The organism is Modestobacter sp. NPDC049651, from assembly GCF_040659695.1.
In the GTDB taxonomy this organism is placed as follows: domain Bacteria; phylum Actinomycetota; class Actinomycetes; order Mycobacteriales; family Geodermatophilaceae; genus Modestobacter.
This window is the reverse complement of the sequence record NZ_JBFAOG010000003.1, coordinates 273,336-292,637: the sequence shown is the minus strand read 5'-3', so window position 1 is coordinate 292,637 and position 19,302 is coordinate 273,336. Positions and strand designations below refer to the sequence as shown.

The window sequence follows — 19,302 nt, the reverse complement described above, 5'->3', positions numbered from 1 at the left end:
CCGGGTGCGCCCAGGTGTGCCAGGCACACTGAGCGCGTGAGCAGCACGCCGACGGGCCCGTCCGTCCCGGCCGACCAGCCGGGGGACGGGCCCGCGGTGTCTCCGCGCCCGGTCACCCCGGTGCCGCAGGTGACCGCCCCACCGTGGCCGGACCGCGTCGTGCCCACCTGGACCGACCCGGTCGTCACCCAGGCCAGCGAGGCGGTGGGCGGCCCCTGGGGCCGGCACGCGGTGACCGGCCGGGCGCTGTTCTGGACGCCGCTGCGGGTCTGCCTGCTGTTCACCGTCGCCGTGCTGGCGCTGGCCTGGACCAAGCAGGTGCCGTGCGCGGACGGCGCCTGGACGGGGTCCGAGCAGTACACCCACCTCTGCTACAACGACGCCGTCCCGCTGTTCGGCATCCACGGGCTGGACCGCGGCGAGGTGCCCTACCTGGACTCCGCGGTCGAGTACCCGGTGCTCACCGGCGGGCTGATGCAGCTGTCGGCGGTGCTCGGCCGGGCGTACGACTCCGTGGCGTCCTCGGTCGGCGTGCTGCCCGCGGTGACGCCGGTGGAGAGCTACTACGTCGTCACCTGCCTGCTGCTGTCGGTGCTCGCGCTGCTGGTCACCCGTGCGCTGCTGCCGCTGACCGGCCGGCGCCCCTGGGACACCGCGATGGTGGCGCTGTCACCGCTGCTGCTGGTGCACGCCTTCACCAACTGGGACCTGCTCGCCGTCGCCCTCACCACGCTCGGCACGTGGGCGTGGGCGCGCCGCCACCCGGTGGTCGCCGGGCTGCTGCTGGGCCTGGCCGTCGCGGCCAAGCTGTACCCGGTGCTGCTGCTGGGCGCGCTGTTCGTGCTGTGCCTGCGGGCCGGGAAGCTGCGGCCCTGGCTGGTGACCACCGCGTCGGCGGCGGCCGCCTGGGTGGTCGTCGACGTGCCGGTCGCCGTCCTGGCCCCGACCAACTGGGGGTGGTTCTTCACGCTGTCGCGCACTCGGCCGGCGAACCCGGAGAGCATCTGGGCGATCGCCCTGCACTACGACCGCGGGCTGTTCGACGGCCCGCTGGCGCAGGGCGAGACGCCGGTCGTGCTCAACGCGGTCGTCGCCGCCGTGCTGGTGCTGTTCGCCCTCGGCGTCGGCTGGCTGGCGCTGGCCGCGCCGGTGCGGCCGCGGTTCGCCCAGCTGGCGTTCCTGCTGGTCGCGGCCTTCCTGCTGCTCAACAAGGTGTGGAGCCCGCAGTACTCGCTGTGGCTGCTGCCGCTGGTCGTGCTGGCCCGCCCGGGCTGGCGGTCGCTGCTCGCCTGGCAGGCCACCGAGGCGCTGGTCTGGCTGCTGACGATGCTGTACTACCTGGGCAGCGACAACCGCGGGGTGGACGTCGAGTGGTTCTACTTCGCCGTCGGCCTGCGCGACGCCGCCGTCCTGGTGCTCATGACCCTGGTCGTGCGGGACGTGTGGCAGCCCGACCGGGACCGGGTCCGCCGCAGCTGGCCGGGCGTCGACGACCCCGCCGGTGGGGTCCTCGACCACGCCCCGGACCGGGTGACGCTCCCGCGGCGCAGCCGCGCGGACGTCAGCTCAGCGCCTGCCTGAGCATCTGGACCTCCTCCGCGTGGGAGGCGGTGTCGCCCGGGGTCTCCAGGACGACGGGGCAGCCGGCCGCGCGGGCGACACCGACCAGCAGCTCGACCGGGATCTCCCCCGACGTCAGCGGCGCGTGCCGGTCGCGGCCCGAGCCGGCGGTGTCGCGGCTGTTGTTCAGGTGCACCAGGTCGATCCGGCCGGTGACCGCGCGGACGTCGTCGACCACCCGGGTGAGGTCCCAGCCGGCGGCCCAGGCGTGGCAGGTGTCCAGCACGAACCCGGCGCCGAACTCGCCGACGGCCTCCCACAGCCGGTCCAGCGCCGCCAGCTCGCGGGCCATCGCGTTGTCCCCGCCGGCGGTGTTCTCGATGAGCACCGGGACGCCGAACCCGCCGTCGTCGGCCTGCCGGGCGAAGGTCTTGCGCCAGTTGTCGACGCCGGCCGCCGGGTCGTCCTTCGCCAGCACGTGCCCGCCGTGCACGACCATGCCGCGCGCGCCCACCGCGGCCGAGGCGGCGGCGTGCTGGCCGAGCAGCTTGCGGCTGGGGATGCGGATCCGGTTGTTCGTCGACGCCACGTTGATGACGTAGGGCGCGTGCACGAAGACCGCGACGTCCCCGGCCAGCAGGGCATCGGCGTCCGGGCGCGGCTTCGGCGCCTTCCACGACTGCGGGTCGGCGAGGAACACCTGGACGGCGTCCGCGTCGAGCTCCGCCGCGCGCGCCAGCGGCCCGCCGTCCAGCAGCTCGTTCTCCTCGGTCAGGCCGGGTCCGACGTGCACGCCGATCACGGGGTCAGCCACGGGGCCGACAGTAGCTCCGGCCACCGACGGGGAGCCGACCAGCGCACCGCTGCTACGCTGGGAGGAGCGCGTCCTCCGCCGTCCGTGGCGGTCGGGGCGCGCGACGCGTGTACGACCCTCCTGCTGCAGATCCGCTGCAGCCGCTGAGACCAGAGGAGGTGGGGTTCTCCGTGCGTCACTACGAACTGATGGTCATCCTCGACCCTGAGCTCGAGGAGCGGACCATCGCTCCCAGCCTCGACCGGTTCCTGACCGTCATCACCAACGCTGGTGGCAACGTCGCGAACGTCGACATCTGGGGCCGCCGTCGGCTGTCCTACGAGATCAAGAAGAACGCCGAAGGCATCTACGCCGTCATCGACATCAATGCCGAGCCGGCCGCCGTTGCGGAGCTGGACCGCCAGCTGAACCTCAACGAGTCCGTGCTGCGGACGAAGCTGATGCGGCCCGAGGTCCACTGACCATGGCCGGCGAGACGGTCATCACCGTCATCGGCAACCTGACGTCGGACCCGGAGCTCCGGTTCACGCCGTCGGGTGCGGCGGTCGCCAACTTCACCGTGGCCTCGACGCCGCGGACGTTCGACCGCCAGTCGAACGAGTGGAAGGACGGCGAGGCGCTGTTCCTCCGCTGCAACGTGTGGCGGCAGGCAGCCGAGAACGTCGCCGAGTCCCTCACCCGCGGTTCGCGGGTCATCGTCTCGGGGCGGCTCAAGCAGCGCTCGTTCGAGACGAAGGAAGGCGAGAAGCGCACCGTCGTGGAGCTCGAGGTCGACGAGGTCGGCCCCTCCCTCCGGTACGCCACCGCGAAGGTCACCCGCGCCGCCCGCAGTGAGGGCGGCGGCGGTGGTGGCGGCTTCGGCGGCGGTGGCGGTGGCGGCTTCTCCGGTGGCGGCGGCGGTGGCGGTGGCGCCAGCGACCCGTGGTCGACCCCGCCGGCGTCCTCCGACGAACCGCCCTTCTGATCCACACCCCTGTACTGACTTTCTGGAGAACCCAGTGCCCAAGCCTCCTGTGCGCAAGCCCAAGAAGAAGGTCTGCCAGTTCTGCAAGGACAAGGCGACCTACATCGACTACAAGGACACGACCCTGCTGCGGAAGTTCATCTCCGACCGCGGCAAGATCCGTGCCCGCCGCGTCAGCGGCAACTGCAGCCAGCACCAGCGGGACGTCGCCACGGCCGTGAAGAACAGCCGTGAGATGGCCCTGCTGCCCTACACCTCGACGGCGCGCTGACCATGAGCACGATGAAGCTGATCCTCACCCACGAGGTGACCGGTCTCGGTTCCACCGGTGACACCGTCGAGGTCAAGGGCGGCTACGGCCGCAACTACCTCCTGCCCCGCGGGCTGGCCATCGTCGCCTCCCGGGGTGCCGAGAAGCAGGTCGACAGCCTCCGCCGGGCGCGTGCCGCCCGCGACGTGAAGTCGCTCGAGGAGGCGCAGGCCCAGGCCGCGCAGCTCGCTGCGCTGACCGTCCGCCTGCCCGCCCGCTCGGGTGACGGCGGCCGGCTCTTCGGCCGCATCACCACCGCCGACGTCGCCGCCGCGGTCACCGCCTCCGGTGGCCCGGAGCTCGACCGCCGCCGGATCGAGCTGCCGTCCAGCATCAAGAGCCTGGGCAGTCACACCGTCACCGTGCGGCTGCACCCGGAGGTCAGCACCCCGGTGACCGTCGAGGTCGTCGCGGGCTGATCCCCAGCGCGCAGCTCTGCCCACGAGGGGCGTCGGACTCCGGTCCGGCGCCCCTCGTGCGTGTCCGGGTGACGACACGCACGACACGCGTGTGACAGAACACGACGGAACCTCGAACTTTTCTCCGTCCACACCCCGTGCGCAGCCGACGTGCAGGTGACGGGCGGGTTGCGGGCCGCCGTCCGCCGGGCGTCCCGCCGGTCTCCACACGTCGTCCGCCGTCATCCACCGATTTGTCCACAAGTTGTGCAGATCAGCGTGCACACCGGTGTTGGACGGGGCCCCGTCCGGCTCCATAACGTCGATCTGTCAGTGCCCGCAGGTAGGCATTGAGGCACGGGCCGGCGAGCAGCTGAGCCGGCAACGAGGGAAAGTGGGGGACCCAGCGTGGCGGTGGTCGACGACGTCAGCCGACCGAGGACGACGGCTCCGCAGTACGACCGGCAGCCGCCGCAGGACGTCGCGGCGGAGCAGTCGGTCCTGGGCGGGATGCTGATGTCCAAGGACGCGATCGCGGACGTCGTGGAGGTGCTCCACGGCAACGACTTCTACCGCCCGGCGCACCAGATCGTCTTCGACTGCATCCTCGACCTGTACGGCCGCGGTGAGCCCGCCGACGCGATCACCGTGGCGGCCGAGCTCAACCGCACCGACCAGCTGTCGAAGATGGGCGGCGCGGTCTACCTGCACACGCTGATCGCCTCGACGCCGACGGCGGCCAACGCCGGCTACTACGCCGCGATCGTCAGCGAGCAGGCCGTGCTGCGCCGGCTGGTCGAGGCCGGCACCCGGGTCGTCCAGCTGGGCTACGGCGCCGCCGACGGCAAGGGCGACGTCGACGACATCGTCGACCGCGCCCAGCAGGAGATCTACGACGTCACCGAGAAGCGGATGAGCGAGGACTACTCGCGCCTCGAGGACGTCCTGCAGCCGACGATGGACGAGCTGGACGCGATCGCCTCGCGGGGTGGCGTGAGCCGCGGTGTGCCCACCGGCATCCGCGACCTCGACGAGCTCACCAACGGCCTGCAGGCCGGCCAGATGGTCGTCATCGCCGCCCGTCCCGGTGTCGGCAAGTCCACGCTGGGCCTGGACATCGCCCGCTCGGCCACCGTGCACCACCACCTGCCGGCGGTGATCTTCTCGCTCGAGATGAGCAAGCACGAGATCACCATGCGTCTGCTGTCGGCCGAGGCGAAGGTGCCGCTGCACCACATGCGCGCCGGCTCCCTGTCCGACGAGGACTGGGCGAAGCTGGCCCGCCGGATGGGCGAGATCGCCGACGCGCCGCTGTACATCGACGACTCCCCGAACATGACGATGATGGAGATCCGGGCCAAGGCGCGCCGGCTCAAGCAGCGCAACGACCTCAAGCTCGTGGTCATCGACTACCTGCAGCTGATGACGTCGGGCAAGCGGGTCGAGAGCCGCCAGCAGGAGGTCTCGGAGTTCTCCCGTGCGCTGAAGCTGCTGGCCAAGGAGCTCGAGGTCCCGGTCATCGCGATGTCGCAGCTGAACCGTGGTTCGGAGCAGCGTCAGGACAAGAAGCCGATGCTGTCCGACCTCCGCGAGTCCGGCTCGATCGAGCAGGACGCCGACATGGTCATGATGATCCACCGCGAGGACATGTACGAGAAGGAGTCCCCGCGGGCCGGTGAGGCCGACATCATGCTGGTCAAGCACCGCAACGGCCCGACCGCGAACGTCACCGTCGCCTTCCAGGGCCACTACAGCCGTTTCGTGGACATGGCCAACTGAGACCGGGCCAACTGACCGGTTCTGTCGTACCCGGCTGACACGGTGGGCCCATGAAGGTGCTCACCGCGACGTCGGAGACCCAGGGCAGCCGGCCCGGCGACTTCTGCCACACGGTCGAGGGCGAACTCGTGCTGCTGGGCTGGGTGTGCGGGTGCGACGAGGCCGGTCCGGACGGCGGCTGCGGCTGCGGCCGCGCGTTCACCGGGCTGAACTCGCTGCGGGCCACGACCACCGCCATGGTGCGCGACCTCGACCTCACCGTCGACGACGTGCGCCTGGCGGTGGAGGCCCACCTGGTGGCCGCGGGCACCGGGCCCGACGTGCTGGGCGCCGAGGTGTTCGCCGACCACCTGGAGGAGTGCGTGCACGACGTCGGCTACTTCGCCGACGCCTTCCCGGAGGGCACGGTGCTCGGCCGGCGGCTCGACCACGTGCACCGCCGCCAGCTCGGCCCGGTGGGCTGACCGCGTCGTTCGCCCGTTCAGGGGAATCGGCTCAAGGCGGGGCGTCCCGGTGCCGATGGGTGGAGGACATCCTCCGAGACCCTGGAGTTCCTGAATGCCTGCTCTGCTGACCGCCCTGGCCACCAAGATCGGTGCCGCCGGGCTGACCGCCAAGGTCGCCGCCGGCGCGGCCGCCGTCGTGGTCCTCGGGGGCGGCACCGCCGTCACCGTGGCGGCCACCGACGTGTCGCCGACCGCCTCGGACGCCGCAGTCGTCAGCAACGAGGCCCCGGAGCCGACCGCGGAGCCCACGCCCGAGGCCACGGAGACCGCGGAACCCACCGAGCCCGTCACGGAGCCGACGACCGACCCGACCACCGAGCCCGTGACGGAGCCGGTCGCCGAGCCCACCGGGGAGCCGGTCGAGGACACCCATTCCACCGACGACCCGGCCGAGGAGGCCGGGGACGACGACGCGGCGGACCAGCCGGCCGAGACGCACCCGGACAACCACGGCAAGGCCGTCTCCGAGGTCGCGCACCAGTCCTTCGACACCGGCCGCGAGCACGGCCAGGCGGTCAGCTCGGCGGCCCGGCAGAAGTCGTCCGACGACGCGATCGAGGAGCACGAGGTCGAGGTCGAGGCCCCCGAGGCCGAGCACCAGGAGGGCACCGACGACTCGTCCGGCAAGGGCGGCTCCGGCGGTGGCAACCCGGGCGGTGGCAACTCCGGCCACGGTTCGGGCAAGGGCGGCAAGGGCTGACGCGCCCGCTCCCCCGCTGACGTCGAGGCCCGCTCCCCTCCGGGAGCGGGCCTCACGTGTGTCCGACACCGCCCGGGCGCCTCCCCGGCGCGGGGGCCTTCCGCGCCTAGCGTCGAGGGGTCGGCCGACCGGGGGGTGCTCCACGTGGAACAGCGCAGGCGCACGCTGCCCGTCGTCCTGGGGGCGTTGGCGCTGCTGACCGGCTGCGGGCCGGTCGCGATCGGCGGCCCGGCGCCCGGTGACGTCAGCGCCGCCCCGGCCCCCGGCTCACCGGCCGCCGACGTGCTCGCCTCGCTGACCGTCAAGGGCCGCGCCGCGATGACCGGCTACGACCGCGACCGGTTCGGCCCCACCTGGTCCGACGTCGACCGCAACGGCTGCGACACCCGCAACGACGTCCTGGCCCGCGACCTCGCCGGCGCGACGTTCCGGGCCGGCACGCACGACTGCGTCGTCGTCACCGGCACGCTCGCCGACCCCTACACCGGCTCCACGGTCGACTTCCGGAAGGGCGACGGCAGCAGCGTCGACATCGACCACGTCGTCGCCCTCGGCGACGCCTGGCAGACCGGCGCCCAGCGCTGGGACGACGACCGCCGCCGGGCGCTGGCCAACGACCCGCTGAACCTGCTCGCCGTCGGCTACTCCGCGAACCGGCAGAAGGGTGATGCGGACGCCGCCAGCTGGCTGCCGCCCGCGCGCGGGTACCGCTGCGACTACGTGGCCCGGCAGGTCGCGGTGAAGGCCGCGTACGGGCTGTGGGTCACCCCGGCCGAGCGCGACGCCATCGCCCGGGTGCTGACCGGTTGCCCCGACCAGGCGGTGCCGGCCGCCGACCAGCCCGCGCCGGTGCCCGCGGACGTCCCCGCGGGACCGCCCACCCCGTTCCCGGACTGCGCCGCCGCCCGGGAGGCCGGCGCCGCGCCGCTGCACGCCGGCGATCCGGGCTACAGCCGCGCCCTCGACCGGGACGGCGACGGCACCGCCTGCGAGTGACCGGGCACTCCGCCACCGGTCAGTCGCGCAGGTTGAGCTGGTCGTGCCGCAGCGCGAACGCGTCCACCTCCGCGTCGGTCGGCGTCCGGCCGTCGGCGTGCAGCTCGACCAGCCCCTCGAAGTACTGCTCACGCGGGATGCCGGGGGTGAACAGGATGAGGAAGCGGGCGCCGACGTCCGGCGCGGCGCTGCGGAACCCGTGCACCGACGAGCGCGGCACGTACACCAGGTCGCCCGCCGACGCCGTCGTCCACTGCTCGCCGGTGAGCACCGCCAGCTCGCCCTCCAGCACGTGGAACGACTCGCTGAACGTGCGGTGCAGGTGCGGGCCGGGGCCGCTGCCGCCGGGCGCCATCTCCACCTCGAACAGGCCGAAGTCGCCGCGGGTCTGGCTGCCGGTCGCCACGAAGCGGGTGCGCGCGGCCGAGGGCTGGTCGCCGCGCCGGGAGATCGACGGGGGGTCGGGCAGGTAGGTCATGCACCTGCCTACCGCCTCAGGCGTCGGTGCGCAGCAACGGCGGGTGCAGCAGCGTGGCGGGCCCGCGCCGGTACAGCTGGGCCGGGCGCCCGCCGTCCCGGGTGGTGGTGCCGCCGGTGGGCGTCAGCAGGCCGGTCGCGCCGGTGACCTTGCGGTGGAAGTTGCGCGGGTCGAGCCGGCGCCCCCCGACCACCTCGTAGACCCGGCGCAGCTCGGCGACGGTGAACTCCGGGCCGCAGAAGGACGTCGCCAGCGGCGTGTACTCGAGCTTGGCCCGGGCCCGGTCGACCCCGTCGGCGAGCACCCGGTCGTGGTCGAACGCCAGCCCCGGCGACACCTCGGCCACCGGTGCCCAGCGGGCCGCGGCGGCGTCGGTGCCGGCGACCGGGGTGGGCTGATCGGGCACCAGGGCCAGGTGCGCCACGGTGACCACCCGCATCCGCGGGTCGCGGCCGGGATCGCCGTAGGAGGCCAGCTGCTCCAGGTGGGCCGCGCCCGGTGCCACGCCGGTCTCCTCGGCGAGCTCGCGGGCGGCGGCGGTCAGCAGGTCCTCGTCCGGGCGGACGAACCCGCCGGGCAGCGCCTCCCGGCCGGCGAACGGCTCCTCGCCGCGGCGCACCACCAGCACGCACAGCGCGTCGGCGCGCACGGTCAGCACGACCAGGTCGACGGTCACCGCGAACGCAGGGAACTCGGGTGAGGCCACGGCACGAGCCTAATCGTCGGGTTGACGACAAGCCAGTCACCCGCTTATCGTCAGACCGACGACAACACGACGACCGAGGAGGCCCCCGATGGCCGACATCACCCGCTACCCCTTCGTGCGGCACCTGCGCGGGACCGCGACCGCGCACGTGCAGCACGTCCGCAACGGCCGCACCGTGCACGCCGCGACCGGGGCGAGCTTCTGGTTCCGCCCGCTGTCGGCGGTGCTGTCGGAGGTGCCGGTCGACGACCGGGAGCTGCCGCTGCTGTTCCACGCCCGCACCGCCGACTTCCAGGACGTCGCGGTGCAGATGACGCTGACCTTCCGGTTCGCCGACCCGGCGCTGGCCGCCGCCCGGGTGGACTTCTCGCTCGACCCGGTCAGCGGCCGCTGGCAGGCCAGCCCGCTGGACCAGGTCGCCGGGCTGCTCACCGAGTCGGCGCAGCAGCACGCGCTGGACCTGCTGGCCACCACGGACCTGACCACCACGCTGGCCCGCGGCGTCGCCCCGGTCCGCGAGGCGGTCGAGCGGGGCCTGGCCGGTGACCAGCGGCTGCAGGAGACCGGCATCGCGGTGATCGGCGTCCGGGTGGTCGCGCTCCGGCCGGAGCCGGACGTCGAGCGGGCGCTGCAGACCCCCACCCGCGAGCAGGTGCAGCAGGAGGCCGACCGGGCCACCTACGAGCGGCGGGCCAACGCGGTCGAGCGCGAGCGGGCGATCAGCGAGAACGAGCTGCGCAACCAGATCGAGCTGGCCCGCCGCGAGGAGGAGCTGGTCGGCCAGCGCGGCGTGAACGCCCGCCGGGAGGCCGAGCAGGCGGCCGCCGCGGCCGAGGTGAGCAGCGAGGCGCAGGCCCGGCGCGACGAGCGCGCCGCCCAGGTGCGGGCGGAGACCCGGCGGCTGGTCGGGGCGGCCGACGCCGAGGCGAAGACCGCGGAGCTCGCCGCCTACGCCGGGGTGGCGCCGGAGGTGCTCGTCGCGCTGGCGGCGAAGGACCTGGCGGCGAACCTGCCGAAGATCGACAGCCTGGTGCTCACCCCGGACCTGCTCGCGCCGGTGCTCGCGAAGCTCGGGGCGGGCCGGGTCGGGCTCGGTCAGTGACCCTCGCCCCCCGGGTGGTCGTGGTCAGCCGGGCGACGGAGCTGCAGGAGCTCGTCGCCCGGCACGGCACCCGCGGCCAGGCGGAGTTCTTCCTGCGCACCCGCGGCCGGGACCTCGCCGAGGTCGCCGACCGGGACGCCGCCCAGACCCGGGCCCTGCAGCAGGCGGTCGCCGGCATCCCGCTGGACTGGCGCCGCGGCGCGGTGGAGCGGGCCGACCTCCCCCGGTTCCTGTTCGCCCCGGACGACGTCGTCCTGGTGGTCGGCCAGGACGGGCTGGTGGCCAACGTGGCCAAGTACCTGGACGGCCAGCCGGTGATCGGCGTCGACCCCGAGCCCGGCCGCAACCCCGGCGTGCTGGTCCGGCACTCCCCCGGCGAGGTGGCCGCGCTGCTGCGGGACCGGCCGTCGCCCACCGCGCGCACGATGGTCGAGGCCCGCACCGACGACGGCCAGTCGCTGCTGGCGCTCAACGAGGTCTACCTCGGGTCGGCCAGCCACCAGACCGCGCGCTGGCGGCTCGCGGCGCCGGGCGGGCCGGCCGAGCGGCAGGCGTCGTCCGGGCTGATCGTCGCCACCGGCACCGGGGCGACCGGCTGGTGCCGGTCGGTGTGGCTGGAGCGGGGCAGCGCCCTGCCGCTGCCCGGGCCGGCGGACGCCACGCTGGCCTGGTTCGTCCGCGAGGCCTGGCCGTCGCCGGTCACCGGCACCGCGTGCACCGAGGGCCTGCTGGCGGCCGGTGAGCGGGTGGAGCTGACCGTCGAGTCCGACCGCCTGGTGGCCTTCGGCGACGGGCTGGAGAGCGACCACCTCGACCTGTCGTGGGGGCAGCGGGTGACCGTCGGGGCGGCCGCCCGCCGCCTCCAGCTCATCTGAGCACGGCGACCAGGAAGTCCGAGCCGGGCGTGAACGGCCGCACGTCCCAGGTCGACAGCAGCACCTCGCTGCCGAACCCGGCAGCGCGCGCGTCGGTCAGGAACTCCTCGAACGGGTAGCCGCGCCCCGCGCCGAAGCCGAACACCGCGACCCCGTCGTCCGCCAGGTGCCGGCGCAGCCGGCGGAGCACCTCGCCCCGGGTGCTGACGGCGAGGAACGCCATCACGTTGCCGGCGCAGACGATGCCGTCGAACCGGTCGGGCAGGTCGAGCTCGGCGAGGTCGCCCACCAGCCAGCGCGGGCCGGGGTGGTCGGCCTGCGCGGCGGCGATGAGCACCGGGTCGCCGTCCACCCCGACGACGTCGTGCCCTCCGGCGTGCAGCAGCGCACCCACCCGGCCGGGACCGCAGCCGGCGTCCAGCACCCGGCCGCCGCGCGGCAGCAGCGCGTCGACCAGCCGGGCCTCCCCGCCCAGGTCGAAGCCCTCGGCGGCGAGCTTGCGGAACCGCTCGACGTAGCCGGCGGAGTGGTCGGGGTTCTCCTGCGTGATGCGCGCCCACTGGCTCTGTTCCGTCACCCCGCCATCATCCCGGGGCATCATCGGGGTGTGCGGCGTGAACCCAGCATCCTGCACCTGGACCTGGATGCCTTCTTCGCCGCCGTCGAGCAGCGGGACAAGCCGTCGCTGCGCGGGAAACCGGTCGTCGTCGGCGGCACCGGCGGGCGGGGCGTGGTCTCCACCGCCTCCTACGAGGCGCGGGCCTACGGCGCGCGCAGCGCGATGTCCACCGCGGAGGCCCGCCGGCGGTGCCCGCCGGGCACGGCCTTCCTCGGCCCCCGGTTCGCCGCCTACAAGCGGACGTCGGAGCTGGTCATGGCGCTGCTGCGCGAGCTGTCACCGCTGGTCGAGCCGGTGTCGATCGACGAGGCGTACGTCGACCTGGCCGCCGGCGGGCACGACCTGTCCGTCGACGGCGTGACGAAGCTCGCCGAGGAGCTCAAGGCCCGCATCGCCGAGGCCACCGGCGGGGTCACCGGCTCGGTCGGCGTGGGCACGTCGAAGTCGCTGGCCAAGATCGGCTCGGAGCTGGACAAGCCGGACGGGCTGACCGTCGTCCCGGCCGGGTCGGAGCTCGACGTGCTGCACCCGCTGCCGGTGCGCAGCCTGGGCGGGGTGGGCCCGGCGACCGCCGAGCGGCTGGCCCGCATCCAGGTGAAGACCGTCGGCGACCTGCACCGGCTGTCGCTGGTCGACCTCACCACGCTGGTCGGGCAGGCGCACGGCACCGGGCTGTACCGGCTGGCCCGCGCGGACGACGACCGCCCGGTGGTCGCCGACCGGGAGGCGAAGTCGGTGAGCGCCGAGGAGACCTTCGCCGTCGACCTCACCGACCCCGCGCGGCTGGGCGCGGAGATCGACGGGCTGGCCTCCCGGGTGGGCAGCCGGCTGCAGCGGTCGGGGACCTCCGGGCGCACGGTGACCCTCAAGGTCCGCCGGTTCGACTACTCGACGCTCACCCGCTCGCAGACGCTCGCGCACGCCATCGACGAGCCCCGGCAGATCGCCGAGGTGGCCCACCGGCTGCTGGCCGGCGTCGACCGCACCGGCGGGCTGCGGCTGTTGGGCGTCGGCGTCTCCGGGCTGTCGCCGTACGCGCAGGGAGACCTGTTCGCCGAGCCGGAGCCCGTGGTCGACGCGGCCGCCGTCGCCGAGGAGGAGGTGGCCGCGGTGGAGCCGGTGCGGCCGGCGGGAGCCACCTGGTACCCCGGGCAGGACGTCGTCCACGCCGAGCGCGGGCCCGGGTGGGTGTGGGGCAGCGGGCTGGGCCGGGTGACCGTGCGGTTCGAGGGGCCGCTCACCCCGCCGGGCCCGGTGCGCACGCTGGCCGCCGACGACCCCGGGCTGCGCCCGGCCGACCCGCCGGACTGGCTTCTCCCCTGAAGGGGGCGTGCCCCCCTTCCGGAGGGCGTGCGCGGCCGCCGGGGCGGGCAGACTGCTGCCCGTGCCCCGAGACGACGACGCCCCTGAGCTGGGTCCTGACGTCGCCGCCCTGATCGACCGCGGCTGCGACCTCGCCGAGCTCGGCGACCACGAGCAGGCGGTCGTCTGGTTCCGGCGTGCCGCCGCGCACGGGGACCCGGTCGCGCTGTTCGACCTGGGCAACAGCCTCTCGTCGCTGGGCCGCTGGGAGGAGGCCGTCGCCGCCTACGAGCGGGCGGCCGGGGCCGGTGAGGACGACGCCTGGCTCAACCTGGCCGTGGCGCTCCGGCAGCTCGGCCGCTGGACCGACGCCGAGGTCGCGGCCCGCCGGGCGCTGGACGCGGGCGACCGGGGCGGCTGGTACGAGCTGGGCCAGGTGCTGGAGGCGCAGGGCCGGGCGGACGACGCGGAGGCCGAGTTCCGCGCGGCGGCCGGCGCGGGTGATGCGGCCGCGGCGCTGCAGCTGGCGCACAGCGTGCGCGAGTCCGGGCGGCAGCTGGAGGCCTGGCACTGGGTGCAGGTGGCCGCGGACGCCGGGGACGAGGTCGCCGCGGCGACGCTCGCCACCTGGCGGTGGAACGCCACCCACGACCCGGCGCTGGAGCAGCGGCTGCGCGACGGCGCCGAGGTGTACGAGCACGCCCGCACCAGCCTGGCCGACCTGCTCTGCGACACCGGCCGGGTGGCCGAGGCGCGCACCCTGCTGGAGGAGGGCGCGCTGCGCGGGGAGGTGGCCAGCTGGTTGCCGCTGGGCAACCTGTACCGCGACGAGCTGTCCGACGACGTCGCCGCGGCCGCCGCCTACCGGGCCGGCATCGAGGGCGGCGACCTGCACTCCCACCACAACCTCGGCGTCCTGCTGCTGGACGCCGGCGACGTGGACGGCGCGATCGAGCACTTCTCGGTGGCCGCGGCCGGCGGCGACGAGATGGCCGCCCGGGTGCTGCGCGAGGTGCTCGCCGAGGACGACTGAGCGGCTCAGCCCAGCGGCAGCCGCCAGGTCTCCTGCTCGTGCGCCGACCGCCAGAACTCGAGCTCGTAGCGGGTGGCGGTGGCGAACGCGCGGTGCATCGCCGGCACGTCCGCCGGGGACCGCTCGGCGGCGGCGTCGACCAGCGCGCGGGCGCGGCGGGCCGACTCCTGGAAGGCCGGGTCGTCGTAGGTGGCCACCCAGCGGGCGTACGGGTGGTCCGGGGCGCTGCGGGCGGTCGCGGCCAGCCGCACCCCCGTGTCGGCGTAGACCCAGTAGCAGGGCAGCACCGCGGCCGCGGCGACCGCGTAGGGCGCCGTCGCCGCCGCCGCGACCAGGTAGGACACGTAGCCCAGGCAGGACGGCGAGTGCAGCAGCTCCTCGCTCGCCGGCGCGAGCAGCGGCGAGCCGAGCAGGTCCGCGTGCAGCGCCAGCTCGACGGTGCGGGTGACCGCCGCGGACTCCGCCCAGAACGCGGCGGCGTCCGGGTCGGGGGCGCGGGCGGCCAGCAGCGCCAGCGCCTGCGCGTACCCGGCCAGGTAGAGCGCGTCCTGCTCCAGGTAGTGCCGGAAGGCCGCGGGGGCGAGCGTGCCCTCGCCCAGCTCGGTGAGGAACGCCAGCTCCTCGATCGCGGCGCGCAGCCCGGCGGTCGCCGTCCAGGCCTCCTCGGTGAAGGTCACGCGGACCACCAGCCGGCGAAGTGGTGCACCGGGCCGTGCCCGTGCCCGACGCCGAGCGCCGCGCCGGACTCGAGCGCGGCCTGCAGGAAGTCCCGCGCCCGCTCGACCAGCGGCACCCAGTCGACCGGGTTTCCCGTGGAACGTTCCCGGGCGGCGAGCGCCGCGAGCGCCGAGGAGAGCGTGCAGCCGGTGCCGTGCGTGGCGGTCGTCGCGACCCGCGGCCGGCGGGTGGTGGTCACCCCGGCCGCGGTGACCAGCACGTCGACGCTCTCGTCGCCGCCCAGGTGGCCGCCCTTGAGCAGCACCGCGGCGGGGCCGAGCGCCCGCAGCGCCTCGGCCTGCCCGGCCAGCTCGTCGAAGCCGGTCGCCGGCGCGGTGTCCAGCAGCGCCGCGGCCTCGGGCACGTTGGGGGTGATCAGGTCGCTGACCGGCAGCAGCTCGTCGCGGACGGCGGCGATCGCCTCCTCGCTGATCAGCCGGTCGCCGCTGGTGGCCACCATCACCGGGTCGGCGACCACCGGCCCGGCCGGCCGGTCGGTGAGCAGCCGGGCGACCTCGCGGACCACCTCGGCGGTGCCGAGCATGCCGAGCTTGGTGGCGTGCACCGTCACGTCGGCGAGCAGGGTGTGCACCTGCAGGGCGACGAAGTCCGCCGGCACCCCGTGCACGCCGGTGACGCCCTGGGTGTTCTGCGCGGTGAGCGCGGTGAGGACCGCGGTGCCGTAGGTGCCCAGCGCGCTGAAGGTCTTGAGGTCCGCCTGCACACCGGCGCCGCCGCTGGGGTCGCTCCCGGCGATGGTCAGCGCGACGGCCGCACTCACCGGCCGATCGCCTTCCGCAGCAGCCGCGCGGACTCCGCCGGGTCGGCGGCCGCGCAGATGTCGCTGACCACGCAGATCCCGTCGACCCCGGCCGCGGCCACCTCGCCCGCGGTGTCGGCGTGGATGCCGCCGATCGCGACCGTCCGCAGCCCGGCCGCGCGGGCGGCGTCGGCGACGGCCCGCACCCCGGCCGGTCCGAGGGCGGCGCCGGCGTCGGGCTTGGTCGGGGTGGCCCAGACCGGGCCGATGCCGACGAGGTCGACCGTGCCGGCGGGCAGCGCGGTGACGGTCGCCAGCTCGTCGGGTGTGCCTGCGGAGACGCCGATCAGCGCGTCCGGGCCGAGCAGCCGGCGCACCTCGCCGGCGGGCAGGTCGTCCTGGCCCACGTGCACCCCGTCGGCGCCGGCGACCAGCGCGACGTCCACGGCGTCGTTGACGAACAGCGCGACGGTCGGCGGCAACACGTCCTGCACCGCTCGGGTGAGGGCCAGCAGGTCGCGGCGGGAGGCGGTCTTGTCGCGCACCTGGACGGCGGTGACCCCGCCGGCGACCGCGGCGGCGACGACCTCCGGCACCGACCGGGGAGCGGCCAGCGCGGTGTCGGTGACCAGGTAGAGCGTCGGGTCGAACGGCCGGCGCATCAGGACACCTGCGCCCCGGCCAGCGCGGCGGCGTCCACCGCGTCGAGCGCGTCGAGCCAGTGGACGGCGAACGTGCCGGGCCCCTCCGCGCGGGCCGCGGCGCGCTCGGCGGCGACCGCGACGTGGGCGTGCGCGGCCACCGTGCCGGTGAGCGGGTCGCCGGTGGCGGCGACGTAGGCGGCGACCAGCGAGCCGAGCGCGCAGCCGGCGCCGGTGGTGCGGGTGAGCAGCGCGGATCCGCCGCCGACCCGGACGGTGCGGGTCCCGTCGGTGACGACGTCGACCGGGCCGCTGACCGCGACCACGCCGCCGGTGCGGCGGGCGAGCTCGGCGGCGGCGTCCAGCGCGTCCTCGGGGGTGGCCGTGCTGTCGACGCCGCGGCCGCCCGTGCCGGCCCCCGCGGTGGCCAGCACCTCCGAGGCGTTGCCCCGCACGACGGTGGGCCGCAGCCCGACCAGCTCGGCGGCGAGCCCGGTGCGGAAGGTCAGCCCGCCGACGGCGACCGGGTCGAGCACCCACGGGGTGCCGACCTCCCCGGCGACCCGGGCGGCGGCCCGCATCGCCTCGGCGGTCGGCCGGGTGACCGTGCCGACGTTGACCAGCACCGCGGAGGCGACGGCGGCGAACTCGGCGGCCTCGTCCGGGTCGACCACCATCGCGGGGGCGGCGCCCACGGCGAGCAGCGCGTTGGCGGTCAGCGTCTGCACCACCGTGTTGGTGAGGCAGTGCACGAGCGGCGTGCTCCGGAGCAGTGCCGTCCGGGCTGCGGACAGAGAAGTGGCGTCCACCGGTGACATCCCTTCGCCAGTGCGAACTGGAGCAGGTTCGACGGGTGTGATCTCAGTCCCGGGTGGGACACCCCGTGCCGGGGCCGACCGTAACACCGCCACTTCTGGTCACCCTGCGGAGTGATCCGGTCACTCGACGGCTTCATCCAGTCGGGTCGACGCCCGAAGCTCGGAGCATGCGGAGACGACTGCGAGCAGCGACCCGGCGGGTTCCCCCGCGGGCTGCCCGCGTCGGCTCCGCCACGGCCGGCGGCCTCGCGCTGCTCGCGGCCGCGGGACTGGTCTGGCACTCGGCCTACGCCGGGTTCAGCGACGCCTCCGCCGCACGCAACCTGCCCACGGTGACCACCGGCACGATCACGCTGACCGACGACGACGCCGGCGGCAGCCTGTTCACCGTCACCGGCATCAAGCCGGGGGCCTCCGGCAGCCGGTGCATCCAGGTGACCGCGACGGGCTCCGCGCCGGTCGACGTCCGGCCGTACGTCAGCAACGTGACGACCACCAACGGCCTGGCCACCTACCTCTCGGTCACGCTCACCGCCGGAGCCGGCGGCAGCTTCAAGAACTGCAACGGCTTCACCGCGCTCCCCGGGGACGCCGGCGCCGTGTGGACCGCCCCGCTGAGCGCCGCCCCGCGCTCCTGGACGGCGGGGAAGCCGGGCTGGACGACGTCCGGCGCCGGTGCGGAGACCCGCAGCTACCGCGTCGACTGGTCGCTGCCGGCCAGCACGCCGTCGACCGCCCAGGGCGGCTCGGCCGGCGTCACCCTCGTCTGGGAGGCACGGACCCGGTGAGCACCTCCCCGTGGCGGCAGAGCTGGGCCGCCTTCCTCGTCTCCACCACCGCCCGCGCGGCCCTCGGCGTGCTCGCGCTGCTGGTGCTCGCCTCCACCGTCCCCGCGCTGCTGGGCTGGCAGGCCACCGTGGTGATGTCCGGCTCGATGGAGCCGAGCATCTCCCCCGGCGACGTCACCGTCGTCCGGCCGGTCGACAGCGCCGACCTGCACCGCGGCCAGGTGCTGCTCGTCGACGACCCCGACTCCCCCGGCCGGCTGCGGCTGCACCGGCTGGTCGCGGTCGAGGACGGCGGGCTGCAGCTGCGCGGCGACGCCAACGCGGCCGCGGACACCGCCCTCGTGGACCCCTCCGCGGTGCACGGGGTCGGCACGCTGCGGCTGCCCGGCCTGGGCCTGCCGGTGCTGTGGGCGCAGCAGGGCCGGGCGCTGCCGGTGGCCGGCACGGCCGTCGCGCTGGCCGGGCTGGTCGCCGCGGCGCTGCTGTACCGGCGGTCGCCGTCCGCGCCGTCCGGTCCGTCGTCCTCCGGGCCCTCCGGGTCGTCCGGACGGCGGTGGCGGCTGCGCGGCGGGTCCCGGCGCCGGTGGGTCGGCGCCGGCGCTGCGCTGCTCCTGCTGGCGGCCGTCCCGGGCGCCGCGCAGGCCACCTTCACCGCGAGCACCTCCGCCGCGGCGAACACGTTCTCGGCGTTCCGCTACTTCACCTGCGCCGGGGCGGCGTCCACCGCCGACGCCTACTTCCCGATGCAGGAGACCTCCGGCAGCACCGCGGCCAACAGCGGCCCCTACCCCTGGGTGGTCGGCACCTACAGCTCGGTGCGGCTCGGCCAGGTCGGGCCGAACTGCGGCAACGGGGTGAACAAGGCGGTCGCGTTCGACGGCAGCAGCAGCCTGCTCTACACGACGACCTCGCTCACCGACCCCGAGTCGTTCACGATCCAGCTCTGGTTCAGCACGAAGACGAGGACCGGCGGGAAGCTGTGCGGGTTCGGCAACGGCACGTACGGCTCGGCGTCGACCCAGTTCGACCGGCACGTCTACATGACCGACACCGGCAAGCTGGTGTTCGGCGTCTACCCCGGGCAGCCGGCCACCGTGACGTCGCCGAAGAGCTACAACGACGGCGCGTGGCACCTGATGACCGCGACGTTCTCCCCCGGCACCGGCATGCGGCTGTACGTGGACGGCGGCCAGGTCGCCGCTGACCCGTCGGTGACCCAGGCCGAGCAGTACACCGGCTACTGGCGGGTCGGGTACGACACCATCGGCCCGACCTGGCCGAGCGCGCCCACCAGCGAGCACTTCGCCGGCTCCATCGCGCACGCCAGCCTGGCCCAGTACGTGCTCACGCCGGCGCAGATCGCCGACCAGTACGTCGCGCTGAACTGACCGTCGGGCGTTCCCGCGGGAACGCCCGAGGTCGCTGACCTGCGGTTC

23 protein-coding genes and 1 riboswitch are annotated in these 19,302 nt (G+C 75.0%); of the genes, 15 read left to right on the top strand and 8 right to left on the bottom strand.

From position 1 onward, the window contains the following. Positions 1–36 precede the first annotated feature (36 nt). Entirely contained in the window at positions 37–1,581 is a 1,545-nt protein-coding gene (locus AB0J00_RS06935) for a glycosyltransferase 87 family protein (protein ID WP_357742143.1), read from the top strand. Here the strand turns inward: AB0J00_RS06935 and AB0J00_RS06930 are convergent. Next, the gene (locus tag AB0J00_RS06930; RefSeq protein WP_357742141.1) at positions 1,562–2,374 is read right to left on the bottom strand and encodes a deoxyribonuclease IV; all 813 of its coding nucleotides are present in this window, start codon (positions 2,372–2,374) and stop codon (positions 1,562–1,564) included. The genes AB0J00_RS06935 and AB0J00_RS06930 overlap by 20 nt on opposite strands. A 170-nt stretch (positions 2,375–2,544) precedes the next feature. Between AB0J00_RS06930 and rpsF the strand changes: the two genes are divergently transcribed. The 8 genes from rpsF to AB0J00_RS06890 all read left to right on the top strand — a co-directional run bounded on the left by rpsF (position 2,545) and on the right by AB0J00_RS06890 (position 8,027). Further along, positions 2,545–2,835, top strand: coding sequence for a 30S ribosomal protein S6 (gene rpsF / locus AB0J00_RS06925; RefSeq protein WP_357742138.1), 291 nt, complete (start codon positions 2,545–2,547; stop codon positions 2,833–2,835). Positions 2,836–2,837: 2 nt separating this feature from the next. Then, positions 2,838–3,338, top strand: a complete 501-nt coding sequence (locus tag AB0J00_RS06920; protein WP_357742135.1) for a single-stranded DNA-binding protein — start codon at positions 2,838–2,840, stop codon at positions 3,336–3,338. 34 nt (positions 3,339–3,372) lie between these two features. Further along, positions 3,373–3,609 (top strand): 30S ribosomal protein S18, encoded by a 237-nt coding sequence (gene rpsR, locus AB0J00_RS06915; RefSeq protein WP_073422051.1) that lies wholly within the window; start codon positions 3,373–3,375, stop codon positions 3,607–3,609. An 11-nt stretch (positions 3,610–3,620) separates the two neighbouring features. Then, positions 3,621–4,067 carry a 50S ribosomal protein L9 gene (rplI, locus tag AB0J00_RS06910; protein WP_357742131.1) on the top strand — a complete coding sequence of 149 codons (447 nt, stop codon included), beginning with the start codon at positions 3,621–3,623 and terminating at the stop codon, positions 4,065–4,067. 387 nt (positions 4,068–4,454) lie between these two features. Then, positions 4,455–5,825, top strand: coding sequence for a replicative DNA helicase (gene dnaB, locus AB0J00_RS06905; RefSeq protein ID WP_357742128.1), 1,371 nt, complete (start codon positions 4,455–4,457; stop codon positions 5,823–5,825). A 50-nt stretch (positions 5,826–5,875) separates the two neighbouring features. Next, positions 5,876–6,289, top strand: coding sequence for a hypothetical protein (locus AB0J00_RS06900; RefSeq protein ID WP_357742125.1), 414 nt, complete (start codon positions 5,876–5,878; stop codon positions 6,287–6,289). Between the two features lie 94 nt (positions 6,290–6,383). Then, a complete protein-coding gene (locus AB0J00_RS06895; RefSeq protein WP_357742122.1) occupies positions 6,384–7,031 on the top strand; it encodes a hypothetical protein in 648 nt (215 codons plus the stop codon). Positions 7,032–7,175: 144 nt separating this feature from the next. Next, positions 7,176–8,027: a DUF1524 domain-containing protein gene (locus tag AB0J00_RS06890; RefSeq protein WP_357742119.1), complete on the top strand. Its 852-nt coding sequence runs from the start codon at positions 7,176–7,178 to the stop codon at positions 8,025–8,027. 19 nt (positions 8,028–8,046) lie between these two features. Here AB0J00_RS06890 and AB0J00_RS06885 read toward each other — a convergent pair whose 3' ends face one another. Both AB0J00_RS06885 and AB0J00_RS06880 read right to left on the bottom strand, forming a co-directional pair. Next, a complete protein-coding gene (locus AB0J00_RS06885) occupies positions 8,047–8,505 on the bottom strand; it encodes a cupin domain-containing protein (protein ID WP_357742116.1) in 459 nt (152 codons plus the stop codon). A gap of 16 nt (positions 8,506–8,521) precedes the next feature. Continuing rightward, a complete protein-coding gene (locus AB0J00_RS06880; RefSeq protein ID WP_357742113.1) occupies positions 8,522–9,211 on the bottom strand; it encodes an NUDIX hydrolase in 690 nt (229 codons plus the stop codon). Positions 9,212–9,299: 88 nt separating this feature from the next. On the opposite strand from AB0J00_RS06880, the gene AB0J00_RS06875 reads away from it, so the two are divergent. Together AB0J00_RS06875 and AB0J00_RS06870 are read left to right on the top strand one after the other, a co-directional pair. Continuing rightward, on the top strand, positions 9,300–10,313 hold the full coding sequence (locus AB0J00_RS06875; RefSeq protein WP_357742110.1) for an SPFH domain-containing protein: 1,014 nt from the start codon (positions 9,300–9,302) through the stop codon (positions 10,311–10,313). After that, entirely contained in the window at positions 10,310–11,188 is an 879-nt protein-coding gene (locus tag AB0J00_RS06870; protein WP_357742107.1) for a hypothetical protein, read from the top strand. The genes AB0J00_RS06875 and AB0J00_RS06870 overlap by 4 nt, the downstream gene beginning before the upstream one ends. On the opposite strand, the gene AB0J00_RS06865 is transcribed toward AB0J00_RS06870, so the two are convergent. Next, positions 11,181–11,765, bottom strand: a complete 585-nt coding sequence (locus AB0J00_RS06865) for a class I SAM-dependent methyltransferase (RefSeq protein ID WP_357742105.1) — start codon at positions 11,763–11,765, stop codon at positions 11,181–11,183. The two genes, AB0J00_RS06870 and AB0J00_RS06865, sit on opposite strands and share 8 nt — an antisense overlap. Before the next feature lie 30 nt (positions 11,766–11,795). Between AB0J00_RS06865 and AB0J00_RS06860 the strand changes: the two genes are divergently transcribed. After that, the gene (locus tag AB0J00_RS06860) at positions 11,796–13,130 is read left to right on the top strand and encodes a DNA polymerase IV (RefSeq protein ID WP_357742102.1); all 1,335 of its coding nucleotides are present in this window, start codon (positions 11,796–11,798) and stop codon (positions 13,128–13,130) included. A 61-nt stretch (positions 13,131–13,191) separates the two neighbouring features. After that, on the top strand, positions 13,192–14,142 hold the full coding sequence (locus tag AB0J00_RS06855; RefSeq protein ID WP_357742099.1) for a tetratricopeptide repeat protein: 951 nt from the start codon (positions 13,192–13,194) through the stop codon (positions 14,140–14,142). Between the two features lie 5 nt (positions 14,143–14,147). Here AB0J00_RS06855 and AB0J00_RS06850 read toward each other — a convergent pair whose 3' ends face one another. The 4 genes from AB0J00_RS06850 to thiM all read right to left on the bottom strand — a co-directional run bounded on the left by AB0J00_RS06850 (position 14,148) and on the right by thiM (position 17,078). Then, a complete protein-coding gene (locus tag AB0J00_RS06850; RefSeq protein WP_357742096.1) occupies positions 14,148–14,819 on the bottom strand; it encodes a TenA family transcriptional regulator in 672 nt (223 codons plus the stop codon). Next, positions 14,816–15,640, bottom strand: a complete 825-nt coding sequence (gene thiD, locus AB0J00_RS06845) for a bifunctional hydroxymethylpyrimidine kinase/phosphomethylpyrimidine kinase (protein ID WP_357742093.1) — start codon at positions 15,638–15,640, stop codon at positions 14,816–14,818. The genes AB0J00_RS06850 and thiD overlap by 4 nt, the downstream gene beginning before the upstream one ends. Next, entirely contained in the window at positions 15,637–16,281 is a 645-nt protein-coding gene (thiE, locus tag AB0J00_RS06840; protein WP_357742090.1) for a thiamine phosphate synthase, read from the bottom strand. Before thiE ends, thiD begins: the two co-directional genes overlap by 4 nt. Beyond that, positions 16,281–17,078: a hydroxyethylthiazole kinase gene (gene thiM / locus AB0J00_RS06835; RefSeq protein WP_357742087.1), complete on the bottom strand. Its 798-nt coding sequence runs from the start codon at positions 17,076–17,078 to the stop codon at positions 16,281–16,283. Before thiM ends, thiE begins: the two co-directional genes overlap by 1 nt. After that, a riboswitch (TPP riboswitch) is annotated at positions 17,061–17,154 on the bottom strand. (Overlaps the previous gene by 18 nt.) 91 nt (positions 17,155–17,245) lie before the next feature. Between thiM and AB0J00_RS06830 the strand changes: the two genes are divergently transcribed. Beyond that, positions 17,246–17,866 (top strand): hypothetical protein, encoded by a 621-nt coding sequence (locus tag AB0J00_RS06830; RefSeq protein ID WP_357742084.1) that lies wholly within the window; start codon positions 17,246–17,248, stop codon positions 17,864–17,866. Beyond that, entirely contained in the window at positions 17,863–19,254 is a 1,392-nt protein-coding gene (locus tag AB0J00_RS06825) for a LamG-like jellyroll fold domain-containing protein (RefSeq protein WP_357742081.1), read from the top strand. The genes AB0J00_RS06830 and AB0J00_RS06825 overlap by 4 nt, the downstream gene beginning before the upstream one ends. Positions 19,255–19,302: the final 48 nt, after the last annotated feature.